General features: G+C 38.8%; 11 protein-coding genes and 3 pseudogenes. 13 read left to right on the forward strand and 1 reads right to left on the reverse strand.

All coding sequences use genetic code 11. From position 1 onward, the window contains the following. Positions 1 to 147: 147 nt before the first annotated feature. From VV089_RS22185 to VV089_RS22250, 13 genes and pseudogenes are all read left to right on the forward strand, one after another. A complete protein-coding gene (locus VV089_RS22185; RefSeq protein ID WP_334337450.1) occupies positions 148 to 1,200 on the forward strand; it encodes a PoNe immunity protein domain-containing protein in 1,053 nt (350 codons plus the stop codon). Between the two features lie 239 nt (positions 1,201 to 1,439). Continuing rightward, entirely contained in the window at positions 1,440 to 2,027 is a 588-nt protein-coding gene (locus tag VV089_RS22195) for a type IV toxin-antitoxin system AbiEi family antitoxin domain-containing protein (protein WP_172542420.1), read from the forward strand. Positions 2,028 to 2,243: 216 nt separating this feature from the next. Then, a pseudogene (locus tag VV089_RS22200) lies at positions 2,244 to 2,480 on the forward strand (DUF3795 domain-containing protein); the annotation flags it as partial. Positions 2,481 to 2,688: 208 nt separating this feature from the next. Beyond that, the gene (locus VV089_RS22205; protein WP_334334949.1) at positions 2,689 to 3,999 is read left to right on the forward strand and encodes an IS4 family transposase; all 1,311 of its coding nucleotides are present in this window, start codon (positions 2,689 to 2,691) and stop codon (positions 3,997 to 3,999) included. A gap of 199 nt (positions 4,000 to 4,198) precedes the next feature. Then, positions 4,199 to 4,336, forward strand: a pseudogene (locus VV089_RS22210) (DUF3795 domain-containing protein); the annotation flags it as partial. 51 nt (positions 4,337 to 4,387) lie between these two features. Next, positions 4,388 to 4,807 (forward strand): C-GCAxxG-C-C family protein, encoded by a 420-nt coding sequence (locus VV089_RS22215; protein ID WP_172542424.1) that lies wholly within the window; start codon positions 4,388 to 4,390, stop codon positions 4,805 to 4,807. A 15-nt stretch (positions 4,808 to 4,822) separates the two neighbouring features. Continuing rightward, positions 4,823 to 6,223: a type I restriction-modification system subunit M gene (locus VV089_RS22220; RefSeq protein WP_334337451.1), complete on the forward strand. Its 1,401-nt coding sequence runs from the start codon at positions 4,823 to 4,825 to the stop codon at positions 6,221 to 6,223. Continuing rightward, entirely contained in the window at positions 6,190 to 7,113 is a 924-nt protein-coding gene (locus tag VV089_RS22225) for a type I restriction enzyme endonuclease domain-containing protein (protein WP_334337452.1), read from the forward strand. Before VV089_RS22220 ends, VV089_RS22225 begins: the two co-directional genes overlap by 34 nt. 451 nt (positions 7,114 to 7,564) lie before the next feature. Further along, a complete protein-coding gene (locus VV089_RS22230; protein WP_334337453.1) occupies positions 7,565 to 8,455 on the forward strand; it encodes a Fic family protein in 891 nt (296 codons plus the stop codon). A 21-nt stretch (positions 8,456 to 8,476) separates the two neighbouring features. Beyond that, entirely contained in the window at positions 8,477 to 9,559 is a 1,083-nt protein-coding gene (locus VV089_RS22235; RefSeq protein ID WP_334337454.1) for a Fic family protein, read from the forward strand. Beyond that, complete coding sequence (locus VV089_RS22240) at positions 9,541 to 10,188, forward strand: restriction endonuclease subunit S (protein WP_334337455.1); 648 nt, start codon at positions 9,541 to 9,543, stop codon at positions 10,186 to 10,188. The genes VV089_RS22235 and VV089_RS22240 overlap by 19 nt, the downstream gene beginning before the upstream one ends. Before the next feature lie 84 nt (positions 10,189 to 10,272). Beyond that, positions 10,273 to 10,665 (forward strand): HNH endonuclease signature motif containing protein, encoded by a 393-nt coding sequence (locus VV089_RS22245; protein WP_334337456.1) that lies wholly within the window; start codon positions 10,273 to 10,275, stop codon positions 10,663 to 10,665. Between the two features lie 893 nt (positions 10,666 to 11,558). Further along, the gene (locus tag VV089_RS22250) at positions 11,559 to 12,620 is read left to right on the forward strand and encodes a Fic family protein (protein WP_334337457.1); all 1,062 of its coding nucleotides are present in this window, start codon (positions 11,559 to 11,561) and stop codon (positions 12,618 to 12,620) included. A 208-nt stretch (positions 12,621 to 12,828) separates the two neighbouring features. On the opposite strand, the pseudogene VV089_RS25325 reads toward VV089_RS22250, so the two are convergent. Next, a pseudogene (locus tag VV089_RS25325) lies at positions 12,829 to 13,017 on the reverse strand (IS4 family transposase); the annotation flags it as partial. Positions 13,018 to 13,315: the final 298 nt, after the last annotated feature.

Genomic DNA, 13,315 nt, shown 5'->3' on the forward strand with positions numbered 1-13,315 from the left:
GCGGGGCTTATTAAAGTACCATTACTCTTATTTCTGTCGTTCTCATATTTCTCAAAAATCGACAGATTGGTGCTTTAGGAGAATGTGATCATTTTGTAACTGCATTTTGCGGAAACTCAAGAAAAAAATGAAGATATTCTTTTTAGCGTGAAAAATAATTTATATATATTGGTTAATCAAGTAGTACGGGCAAAATATTCTTTGGGACTGCCATGCAAAGAACTAGAAAATACATATTTAGAAGGACTGGGAGTTGTTTTTGAATTAGGCTGTTCATCCATAGGATATGTTAATTATCTTCAATATTTTGCCCTTGGAATTTTGCTGGAGACAGATAAAGCTGAAATGGAAAGATTAGTTAAAAAGGCAGACGAGGATAAACTGGATGATTTGATATTTGATTTTTTAGTTTCTTCTTACGGCTTAAAACGCAGTATGGCATCTTCAAAATATCAGAAAGAAAAGCCGTATAAATTGCTGACCGAGATTATTGAGCTCTCTTTCCATGACAAAGATGCTTCAGCAAAAAAACTGAAAGAGTATATGCAGGTTAAATGGCTTCGGGGTCACGCTGATTATGGCTGGGTGAACGCACACAAGGAGGCGGGATACGTTGGGCTATGGAGCTTTGAAGCGGCAGCGGTCGCAAAGATACTTTGTCTGGACGATTGCAAATTGGAGAATGATAACCACTATCCCTATGATTTGGCGCATTATAAAAACAATAAGGAATTGGTGATAACCCCGATAAAAGAATCCAAAGAGAGATTTGAACCGGATATGTATGAATTTGGCATTGCAGAAAGCAAAGAATTAGAGCAAATAATCCCGGTTCAATTTCATAAATTGATAAATCAGCTTCTTTTGGACTATAGGGAGCTGGAAGATCAGAGATTTTGGAAGAAATATAATCTGGATGATATATGGTTTACGATCGAAGAATACAGGATGGATAAGAGAAATGAGGAGCTTTTGGGGCAGATAATTGTTAATGTACTGGTTAACTCCGGGTACATTTTACAATTGGACTATAAAGAAAACGTAGAAGACTTTATGGATGATATTATTGATTTCTGGAAAACAAAGGAAGTGAAAATAGTCACATTTGACTTGATGAATGATCAATATTATTATGCAAAAATTCCCCAGGATTCTAATTTAAAAAGGATTTATGAGATAGAATTAATTGATATTAATTAAGTAAAGATATTACAGACTTATCAAATTATTTTGTGACAAGTGATGGGAATGATTTTATTACTATTTTTTTCATGCGTTAGAATAGGGATAAAGAAGCCTGGGGATAGCTCACTGAAAATCCATTGACAAATCGTGAAATGATTATTACAATTTAAATAAAATTCGGCAAAATAGTAAAGTGCCGAAAAAAATTAAATAATTATAACGAATTTGGATATACTGGAATTGAGGTGAGAAAGATGACAAAGACAGCACAGATTTCCAATGACCAAATGATTTTTTCAGTTCAAGAGTTGAAAGATAGAGGTTTTTCATATTATAAAATCAATCAGATGGTTACTCAGGGGAGCCTGATAAAACTGAATAAAAAATATTATGAAAATGCAAATTTTGATGGTGAGGGATCAGATTTCTATTATGCCTATGCATTTGTACCAGACGGAGTGGTTTGTCTGCTAAGTGCAGCCGTGTATTATAATCTGTCTACTTATCGCCCAGATGCCATTGATGTAGCAATTCCAAGAAAAGCAAAGGTATCAACACGACCAGATTGGCCAGAACTGAATGTATACTATTTTACAGATGACCGATTTAATGTTGGTATCGAAACCGTAAAGGATGGGAATAACAGATTTCGCATTTATGATATCGAGAAAACTGTTGTTGATATCGTTTTCTATAGGGAAAAAATAGGAATTGAAGAAACAAAAGAAGTTCTTACAACCTATCTGCATCGGAGTGACCGTAACCTAAACAGGCTAATCAGATATGCGGAGATGCTCAAATGTGGGGATGTAATGAAAAAGTATCTGGAGGTGCTGGTATGACAAGCGCTATATCCGTAAAAGACAGAGTAGAATTTAATGGCGCGGAATTAAAGAATGCGATTGTAGAGACCTTTACCCATCGTGGATTCAATTCATAACAATAATTCCTTTGAGCAGACATGGGGTAAAGAAATTTGTCATTGACAGCTTTCCCCTTCCAGTATACAAGTTTGGATGTATGAGAGAAGCAATATAAAAATTAAGGAGAAAAATTAAGTGAAAAGAGAACTTGGAATTGCAAGATGTGGATTAGCCTGTTGTTTATGTCATGAAAATATTACTTGTAATGGTTGCAACTCTGATGAGTGCAAAGATAAAGAATGGTGTGAAAATAGAAAATGTTCTATTGAAAAAGAAATATCAAACTGTTTTTTATGTGAAAATGACTGCCATAAAGGGCTATTATCAAAAATAAAGCCATACGGATTCACAGTATTTGCTAAAAGGTATGGGCTTGAAGCAATGTCATTAAGTTAAGCTGATTGAAAAAATCTTATCCTATGGTCTAACTCAAATTTATCAATAAATTTCTCAAAAAGTGGTTGACACAGAGCCTAAAATGTGCGGCCGCTCTCGCTGCTGATTATATTTTAAGAGGCGGCGAGAGCGGCCCTTGAAATTGAAGACAAAACTATTATTTCAATTTCAAGGAGGTACTTATATGTCATTTCCTCAAAAGGTCAAGTCCACTCTTTGGGCGATCGTGGACAACATGGCCTGCAACACTGCCTGCTTCGTTAAAAAACCAAAAAAGGACTTTACCCGTAACCGTAAGCTGGGCTTTGCTCAACTCATCCGTTTCTTTCTCTCTATGGAAAGCGGCTGCATCAACCACGAACTATTGAAATATTTTTATTTCCTTCCCGATGAAATCCCCTCTGCTTCCTCCTTCATCCAACAGCGGGCCAAGCTCCTTCCCGAAGCTTTCCGACATGTCCTCACGCAGTTTAACCTTCGTTTCCCGGCAAAAGGGCTTTGGGGCAAGTATTCCCTCATTGCCGTAGACGGCTGTGAATTTAACATTGCCCGGAACCCTGGGGACCCTTCCACCTTCCATCCTACAAGCGGAAGGTCTAAAAGAGGCTTCAACTCTCTCCATACCATTTCTCTGTATGACCTGCTTTCCAAGAGGTTTTTGGATATGGTTCTCCAGCCGGGAAAACTCAAAAATGAATTTCACGCTATCTGCCAGCTCATTGACCGCTATATTTATGGCGGTTTCCCAATCTTCGTGGCTGACAGGGGGTTTTCCAGCTATAACGTCTTTGCACATGCCATTGAAAAAGGCTGTTTCTTTGCCATCCGCACCAAAGACATCAACATAAAACGTCTCCTTGCAGCCGACAGCCTGACGGACCGGATGGATGGCTGGACAGAAGTTATCCTTTCCCGGTCCAGGGCCAGAAAGAAAATGCAGCACCCGGAATCAGCCCCCCTGTACCGCTATATATGCAAAACTGTCCCCTTTGACTTTATCTCGGACAACTCTCCGGAATACCATATGCGGCTGCGTGTGGTTCGTTTTCAGATAGCGGAAGGGGTTTTTGAGAATATCCTTACCAATCTCCCCTCGGATGAATTTTCATTGGAAGAGATAAAGCGACTTTACTATCTCCGGTGGGGCCAGGAAACTTCTTTCCGTGATTTGAAGCATACAATCGGAACCGCAAACTTTCATTCCAAGTCTCCGGAATACATCGAGTTCGAGATTCTTAGCCGGATGACCCTGTATAATTTTTGCACGATTATAACCATGGAGGTTCCCATAGAAAAGAGAACGGAGAAATGGGAATATCAAGTCAATTTGTCTATGGCAATAAAAATATGCTTTGCATTCCTTTCAGACCATGTGGGTCCCGGAAGCGTAAATGACCTGATCAGCCGTTATATACTGCCGATCAGGCCAGAGAGAACCTATGCCCGCCAGCTAAGGTTCCAAGCACCAGCCAGTTTCGCTTATCGTTTCATATAAAGCGCAACTGCCGCTAACAGTATACCATTATTTGAGGCAGATATGCAATCTGTCTGTTTGCTATACCAAAAAACTTCCCATTATACTGCAGATCAGCTTATAGAACTTCTGACAGCTAACAGAATCCTCATATCATCACAATATATGGCTGATTTATGGCAGGGTTCCTCTGACAAGCCTTGTTTAACTTAATGACATTGGGCTTGAAGCATTACTTGATTGCCTTGAAAGGAATGAGAAAAATGGAGTTATTTATCACCGGGAAGGATTGATTGGAGATTATGATAATTTTGATGATTTAGAAAAATTGATTGAGTTTATAAAAAGCGGCGTATGATAATTCGTATTTGCCTGACTGGAAAATCAAGCATGAAGGAGATGGCATACCATGCAGGAATATATAAAGAACAGAGTACATGAATTGTACTGGAATGATGATATAAACTGCGCAAGGACAGCAATCATTTGTCTGAGTGAATTATTTGAAACCATGATTGAACCACAGGTAATTTGGTCTGCAGTTGGATTGCATGGCGCAGGCGGGTATAGGGCGCAATGTGGTTTAGTTGAAGGAACGCTAATGTTTATAGGAATTTATCTTCATGGACTGGGAAAAACAGAAACTGAAATTGTATCTGTCTGTTATGATTTTGCGTCTGCTTTTGACAGTACATTTGGCTCATTAAGATGTTTTGAATTACGCCCTGCAGGTTTTTCAGAAGACGACCCGCCCCATATGTGTGAAAATCTGACTTGTAAGGGTATCGAATTTTCATACCAGTATATTTTAAAAATCACTAAGAAGTAAACATGAGGAAAACCAATGATTAATATTCGTAAATTAGAAGCAGAATTATGGGAATCAGCTGACCTGCTTCGTGCAGGTTCAAAGCTAACATCCAACCAGTACTGTATGCCGGTACTTGGCTTGATTTTTCTGCGTTATGCATATAGCCGATTTAAAATGGTAGAGGCGGAAATTCTCAAAAATCGTCCGTCTCGTCGCGGCAGAGTAATGCCGGTAGAAGCAAGTGACTTTGCAGCTAAAAGTGCACTGTTTCTTCCAAAAGAAGCACAGTACGATTATTTATTAAATCTTCCGGACGATATTGCATCTGCAGGCTTCGTGAATCGAGACGGACAGACAATGACCAGCCTTGGTGAAGTAGTTAATAACGCAATGGCACTGATAGAAGAACAAAGCGACCAGCTTATTGGTGTATTGCCTAAAAGTTATACTGATTTTTCGGACGAGCTTTTATCAGAGCTTCTTCGTATTTTTAATAACAGTGCACTTGATGAAGTAGGCGGAGATATTATTGGGCGTATCTATGAATACTTTCTCAATAAATTTGCTAAAAATATTGCATCTGATGATGGTGTCTTCTTTACACCGAAATCTTTGGTAAAAATGATTGTAAATATTATCGAACCAAAAAGCGGTATTTTGCTTGATCCTGCTTGTGGTTCAGGCGGTATGTTCATTCAGTCCGGCGACTTCGTGAATCAGTCCGGTATGAATGCAAATAGTGCAATGACATTTTATGGACAGGAAAAAGTGGAATATAATGCGCAGCTGTGCTTGATGAATATGGCTGTTCACGGTCTTACCGGAGTTATTAAATCGGGAGATGAAGCGAACAGTTTCTATCACGATGCTCACAACCTTGACGGCTGCTGTGACTATGTAATGGCAAATCCGCCCTTTAATGTGGACAAAGTGAAAGCAGAGTCTTGCGAAAGTGCAAAACGTCTGCCCTTTGGTATGCCAAGTGTTAATAAAAATAAAGAAGTGGGAAACGGAAACTATTTGTGGATTTCTTACTTCTACAGCTATTTGAACGAAAAAGGACGTGCCGGTTTTGTTATGGCTTCGTCTGCAACGGACGGGCAGGGCAAAGACAAAGATATTCGTCGGGAATTAGGAGAAACAGGCCATGTAGATGTAATGATTAGCGTGGGAAATAACTTCTTCTACACAAAATCTCTGCCTTGCTCTCTGTGGTTCTTTGATAAAAATAAAAACGAAGCAATCAAGGATAAAGCCCTGTTTATTGATGCCAGAAACTATTATACAGTCGTTGACCGTACCTTGAATGAATGGTCAGAATGGCAGCTTAAAAATTTAAATGCTATTGTATGGCTTTATCGTGGTGAAACTGAAAAATACACAGCATTACTGGATGAATATTGTCAGAAAATGATTTTGATCTGCAGATGTTGATTGATGCTTATGATTTCAAGAAGTTGTCTTATCTGCAGGAAGCTGCGAATGCTGTTTGTGGAACGATTGAAGATAAGAAAACTTTTACTACCTATGCGTCAGAGTTGAAGCGACTTATGAAATATATTGACCGTGATGATATTACGGACTATACCCACAAGGAATATGAAGCAATAGCAGCTATTTATGCCGAACTGCAGAAAAAGCGTAAGCATGTTAATACAACGGATTTGAGGGTGCAGATCAATGCAATTATCAGTTCATATGTTGAAATCCAGCATACGCCGACGATGATACGTGAAGAACCACGCCGTTTTGATATCAGCGCTATTGACTTTGATTTGCTTCGCAGAGAGTTTGCAAAGGTTAAGAAAAAGAATCTGGTATTAAAGGATTTGGAAGAACTTATCCGGATGAAATTGGATAAGATGCTGTTCGCCAATCCGGAGCGTATCAATTATTATGAACGATACCAGCAGATTATTGATGATTACAACAGTGAACAGGACAGGGCAACTATCGAAAAGACCTTCATGGATTTGATGGATCTGGCAAACAGTATGAACCAGGAAGAACAGCGTTATGTTCGTGAAGGTTTTGCAAGCGATGAGGAACTTTCACTCTACGATATGCTGTTCCGAGAGGATTTGAGCAAGAACGATATCAAGAAATTGAAAGAGATTGCAGCTGCATTGCTTCAGAAAATCAAAGCAAAGATTTCGGAATTGGATCATTGGACAGATAAGCAGGAGACGAAAGCGGCCGTAGATAATCTGATTCGCGATACTCTCTGGGCACAGCTGCCGGAATGTTATGACGAAGTAAGTATTTCGGTGTACCGCCAGCAGATTTATGAGTATGTTTATACACGATATAAAGAGGCTGCGTAGAAGGATTTATCAGTCGGGTTTTTATATGATTTGAGTGCTTTTCGTTTGCCGCCGGGACATGCCGACATTGCCACGACATTAAATGTGTATACCCATTTGAAATATGATGATGTGGAAAAGGAAGTGAGGGGAATGGAAGAAAGGCTTAGAAAGGAAGGGTAGGCGTGTAGGAATTTACCTTTGGAATAGGTAAAAAAAGAGGTAATTTACTTCTTTTTTTACCCATTTAACCTGTATTGAGAGAACTCGTATATAGATAATATTTGACCGGACTTCGTTTCTTATGGAGTCCGGTCTTTTAATGCGTTTGAAAAAACAAGAAAACAACTTCCTGTGTCGGCAAAAATAAGATAATAAATGCGGAAATGATTGATATTTTTGCCGATAATGTGATATACTATACAGTAGATTAGAGCAGTTTTTTGATTTGATTTATGATGGAGGATAGCAGATGCGATACCTTTCAGTTACTGAAATAGCAAAAAAGTGGAATGTGTCTGAACGTAGTGTTAGAAATTACTGCGCCCAGGGCCGTGTGAATGGTGCGTTCCTTACCGGCAAGACTTGGAACATTCCCGAAAATGCAGAAAAACCGGAGCGTACCAACAAGAGAAAAGAAGAGCCCGTTACTCTGTTGGATATTCTGAAAGAGCAGAAAGCAAGCAAATACTCCGGCGGTATTTACCATAAGACACAGATTGATTTGACATACAACTCAAACCACATCGAAGGCAGCCGTCTGACTCACGATCAGACCAGATATATTTTTGAAACAAATACGATCGGCGTGGAAAATGAAGTTCTAAATGTTGATGATGTGATTGAAACGGCAAATCATTTCCGCTGTATCGATATGATTATTGAGAACGCAAAAACGGCATTGACCGAGAAGTTCATTAAGGAACTCCATTTGATACTGAAGAACGGTACAAGTGATTCCAGAAAAGATTGGTTTGCAGTTGGTGACTATAAGAAGCTTCCGAATGAGGTTGGCGGCATGGATACTGCCCTTCCGGAAGAAGTTGCCGATAAAATGAAAGCGTTGCTGACAGAATACAATGCCAAGGAAGAAAAGACCTTTGAAGATATTTTGGACTTCCATGTGAGGTTTGAGAGAATCCATCCTTTTCAAGATGGTAATGGTCGTGTAGGCAGATTGATTATGTTCAAGGAGTGTCTGAAACATAATATCGTTCCGTTCATCATCGAGGATAATCAGAAGATGTTCTATTACCGAGGATTGAAAGAATGGAACAACGAAAAAGGCTATCTGAGAGATACCTGTTTGAACGCACAGGACAAATACAAAGTGTATTTGGACTATTTCAGAATTGCATATTAAGCGAGGAAACGAGGTGCAGCTATGTCAGCGGATAAGAACTGGCAATTTGAGCTTGAAGAATATATCAAACAGGGTGAGCCCGGGCAAATTGAAAAGAGTGAGGCTTGGCAGACTGCGATTGGTTTGCAGGCGGTAGATGGATTGAAAACTTCTGCCTATCTGTTGGATACTGCCAAAGATCACATTGAAGGTAAGATAAGTATTGATGAAGCGCAGAAGCGTATTCAGAGCTATTATGAACAGCGTACTGATCGTACAGAAATTGAGAATGATACAAAAGAAGCGGATATTGTATCGGCAAGAATTGCAAAACTGTTGGGGGAAAAAGCATTCCAGTTTTCTCCTGCTGAATGGCTGACTATTCATCGCAGACTGTTTGAAGGGGTGTTTGCCCATGCCGGTCAAATCAGACAATACAACATCACAAAAAAAGAATGGGTGTTGAAAGGTGATACCGTAACCTATGCAGCATGGAACAGTATTAAAGACACCCTTGATTATGATTTTGCAATGGAGAAACAGTTTTCTTATGAAGGATTGTCTGTAGAACGCTGCGTGAAGCATCTTGCCAAGTTTGTTTCAGATATTTGGCAGATCCATCCATTCTGTGAGGGCAATACCAGAGCTGCGGCTGTTTTTATGATTAAGTACATGAAAACATTTGGTTTCAAAGTAAATAACGATGCCTTTGAAAAGAACTCTTGGTATTTCCGCAATGCTTTGGTAAGAGCAAATTATAACGATCTGCAAAACGGCGTTCATGCCACAACAAAGTTCTTGGAAATGTTCTTCAGCAATTTGATTCTGGGAACGGAATATGAGCTAAAAAACAGATATATGCACGTTGACTGTGTAGATGATAATCCCCAAAGTGTCACTCCAAAAGTTCCAAAGTCTCAATTTGATACTTTGGAATGTACTTTAGAGGAACTGGCGGTTCTGGAGCTGATTTACAAGAACCCGTCAATTAAGCAAAAAGAACTTGTGGCAGAGACCGGAAAATCTCTCAGTACTGTAAAGCGTATCATGGTATCCTTGCAGAAAAAGGAATATATCCGCAGAGTGGATGGGAAGCGATACGGAAAATGGGAAGTTTTAGTTTGAAATATTTTTTTGAAATACAAGTTCCGATAATTTTCTATTATGAGAAGATCGAGTCTGTTATCCGGTGCATTAATTCGGAAATTCCTTTCAAAATACCGGACGGTTGGGCATACGAACGACTTGGAAATATTTGTTCTGTTGCAAGAGGAGGATCTCCGAGACCTATCGAGAACTATCTCACCGATGATGAAAATGGACTAAACTGGATTAAAATCGGAGATACAGAGCAAGGCGGCAAATATATATTCTCTACAAAGGAAAAAATCCGACCAGATGGATTGAACAAAACAAGATATGTTCATTGCGGTGATTTTTTGCTAACAAATTCAATGAGCTTTGGTCGTCCATATATTTTAAAAACAGATGGGTGTATCCACGATGGCTGGCTTGTAATTGGAGATGTAGAAACTGTATTTAATCAGGATTTTCTCTATTATATGTTAAGTTCATCGGCTATGTATAATGCATTAAGCATACTGGCAGCTGGATCAACAGTAAAAAATCTAAAATCCGATAGTGTTAAATCGCTCATTGTGCCAATCCCGCCGCTTGAAGAGCAAAAGGCTATTGCAACCCAAGTAGAAACACTTTTGGCAATTATAGCCCAAGTAGAAAAGAGCCTCAGCTGAGATTCTTTTCTACACTCTCGATCAATGCAAATACCGTTTACCTTCTACCTATTTTGAGAGGCAAAATATAAAGAAATGTGTTAGGTGATTGTTAGAAAAAGTCGTTCTGCATTGGCTGGAATGAGAAATGTATCTACTTTTTTCTATGAAATTCTAACCCTTTTGGGATCTGGTATTCAAGCAGATGCAGTTATAAATGAGATAAGAAAAAAATCTGAATTTGCATATTTACCAGAAATTAACCATGAGTGGACATTGTTTGAGGAGATACCTGCTGATTTCTCTAATAATCAAAAAAGTGAAATATTTATTACAGAAGCACTTTCAAAAGCACCTTGTTGTAAGATTTGCGGTGGGTTACTACATAGAAATGCAATAAGTGTTGATCATATAGAAAGAAAACAAGATGGCGGAAAGGCAACAATAGAGAATGCACAGCTTACGCACCCTTATTGTAATACCGGAGTTAAAAACTGAGTGTTAATCAACATGAGCTAAGAAATGGAAGAGAGGAAAACAATTGATTTCCAGGTATCGGAATTGTTAGAAATGGCAGTTCCAATACCTGGATTTTTTGCAGTTTAACTTTATTGAAGAACTGAGTCAAATTGAAATAGGAATAAAATCAGGGAAATACCCATAGTTGCAAGGGAACATCGCAACACCGAAATTGATACAATGCAAAATTGCTGAAATGCCTGAAAATAAGCCTTTTCACGGATTCCGCCATTTTGCTTTTTCGGTTTTTGAGCCTTTTTTCCGTTTCGGAAGCTGTTTCGCCCTCCGATTTTGCACCTCCTTTTAACGATAGCAGGCAATCGTTAAAAGGTTTAAATGGGGCAGAGTCTTGTGCAGGAAGTGATAAAAAATATCTAACAGCCGCCCAGGCGGCTATAAAAAAATAATGCCATAGGATTTGGGGTACTCGTAGGCAAAAGTATTGAAGAATGGCTTAAAATCAAGGGTTTTTAGGCTTGGTTGGGGTCATCACGGTGGGTGGTGAACCCCATTTTTTCGTGTTTTTAGATACCGCTAATAGCATGGCGATCGGGGCAAAAATCGTACTATCAGGCAAAAGTATACTTTCACGCAAAAGTCAGGGGTTTCCGTGATAGTATAAAACGGAAAGGTAAAAAGGAGTAGGATATTGGCGGTTTTGGCTGAAAGATGTATTAGCTTGACGGAAAATGCTGTTGAAAAACGGGGGATATGATACAAACACGGAAAAGGCTCAGAGTTTTCGTGATAGTTTTGAGTTTCGCCTATTTGTTTAAAGAATTTGTAGTTTTTTCGTCCAACAAATTGAATTTTCGTCCAAAAAGATTTATAATTGGATGAAAAAGAATAACATTGGACGAAGGGAGATAATTATGAGAACATTTGATTATATTCGCCTTGCAGATAAAATGTGGGATATGGATATACTTAATCTTGTCGCAAAGATACATGAATATAAGGGACGTCAGGACTTATATATCAGGCAGAAGCCTGTTGAACTTGAACGTCTGGTTGAGATCGCAAAAATCCAAAGTACAGAGGCATCCAATAAAATAGAAGGGATTGTTACGACAAGTACCCGGATGAAGCAGTTGTTTGAAGAAAAAACAACACCTCGCAACAGGGAAGAAGATGAGATTATGGGATACAGAGATGTGCTTAACACAATTCACGAAAGTAATGAGTACATTCCAATCAGACCATCATATATACTACAGTTACACAGGGACCTTTTGAAAAGATCTGGATTTTCTTACGGTGGGAGCTTTAAGAGCGTACAGAACTATATTAATGAAACAAAGCCGGATGGAACAGTGGTCACAAGGTTTACGCCAATCGCCCCATACGATACACCAGATGCAGTGGAGCGGTTATGTACGGCTTATGAGCAGGCAATTGCGAGTGAGAAGGTGGATTCCCTCATATTGATTCCTGCTTTTATATGTGATTTTTTGTGTATTCACCCTTTTAATGACGGAAATGGAAGAATGAGCCGGTTGCTTACTCTGCTTCTTTTATATAAGAACGGGTATAGTGTTGGTAAATATATAAGTATTGAGAGGCAAATTGAGAAAACAAAAGACAGGTATTATGATGTCCTTGAAACCTCAGATATAGGGTGGCATGAGGAAAAAAACGATCCAACACCATTTATACGTTATATGCTAACGGTCATATTGGCTTGTTATACTAGATTTGAGGAACGTGTAGGAATCATAGCGGGAAATGGAGATACCAGTAATGCTTATAATATTGTAAAAAAATATATAGAAGAAAAAGTCGGGAAATTTACAGGTGCAGAAGTTGTTGCACACTGTCCAAGCATAGGGAGATCATCAGTTCTGGCGTCATTAAGGAAACTGGTGGATGAAGGAAGTATTATTCGGTATGGGAGCGGCAGAAGCACCTATTATGTAAAGGCTGATAGACAGTAAGTTAAATTCGGAAAGGGAATATGCAGAGTGATTCAAGTAGATTTGGTAGATTATAGCAGGCTAACAGCCCTTGGAATGCAAATAACGAAATACGTCAATAGAAATTTAAAGGATATAACTCAAACTTCGCACATAGATTTTAGCTATGCACCTTGAAAATTCAATATCTGGCAATGATTCAATTATCAAAGAACAGCCTTTTGGAACACTATGCTGCTACTAATTGGGTTTGTAACAGGGATGGTAAGGTGCTGATGAAAGTGTCTACCAGTTCATCTATCTTTTCATCAACAAGATCACAGTGTTCCTCTAAAAGTTTCCGGAACATTTGAAGCAACATTTGAAATGCCTGCATCCATGTGATGTCAGACATTTCATCAGCAAAGTACAGTTTTAAAAGTTATGAAGTTGTTTGGTGTGGCAACTTAACAATACATCATAAATTTAAAAACTGCTATTTTTTATGGCAGAAAATTGAAACTAAAATGTACTTAGGGCTAGCCGTCGCGCTAGCGACTTGGTACAATATAAAGCATATAGAGTTTTAGAGGACATAGAGAAAACCTTGAAAACATAAGGAAAAATGAGGATCGGACAAAAAATAAGGAGATATGTAACCATGATAAAAATATTATTTGTCTGCCACGGCAGGTCAGTTTTACTATAATTCATACCTTTGTAAACTGGGGCATAGT

Source organism: Candidatus Merdisoma sp. JLR.KK011 (assembly GCF_036941125.1).
GTDB lineage: Bacteria > Bacillota > Clostridia > Lachnospirales > Lachnospiraceae > Laedolimicola.

Excerpts from the sequence above, each read along its gene's own strand:
- VV089_RS22220 (WP_334337451.1), top strand. The coding sequence starts at position 4,823 with ATGATTAATATTCGTAAATTAGAAGCAGAATTATGGGAATCAGCTGAC.
- VV089_RS22240 (WP_334337455.1), top strand. The coding sequence starts at position 9,541 with ATGGGAAGTTTTAGTTTGAAATATTTTTTTGAAATACAAGTTCCGATA.
- VV089_RS22215 (WP_172542424.1), top strand. The coding sequence starts at position 4,388 with ATGCAGGAATATATAAAGAACAGAGTACATGAATTGTACTGGAATGAT.
- VV089_RS22230 (WP_334337453.1), top strand. The coding sequence starts at position 7,565 with ATGCGATACCTTTCAGTTACTGAAATAGCAAAAAAGTGGAATGTGTCT.
- VV089_RS22205 (WP_334334949.1), top strand. The coding sequence starts at position 2,689 with ATGTCATTTCCTCAAAAGGTCAAGTCCACTCTTTGGGCGATCGTGGAC.
- VV089_RS22250 (WP_334337457.1), top strand. The coding sequence starts at position 11,559 with ATGAGAACATTTGATTATATTCGCCTTGCAGATAAAATGTGGGATATG.
- VV089_RS22195 (WP_172542420.1), top strand. The coding sequence starts at position 1,440 with ATGACAAAGACAGCACAGATTTCCAATGACCAAATGATTTTTTCAGTT.
- VV089_RS22235 (WP_334337454.1), top strand. The coding sequence starts at position 8,477 with ATGTCAGCGGATAAGAACTGGCAATTTGAGCTTGAAGAATATATCAAA.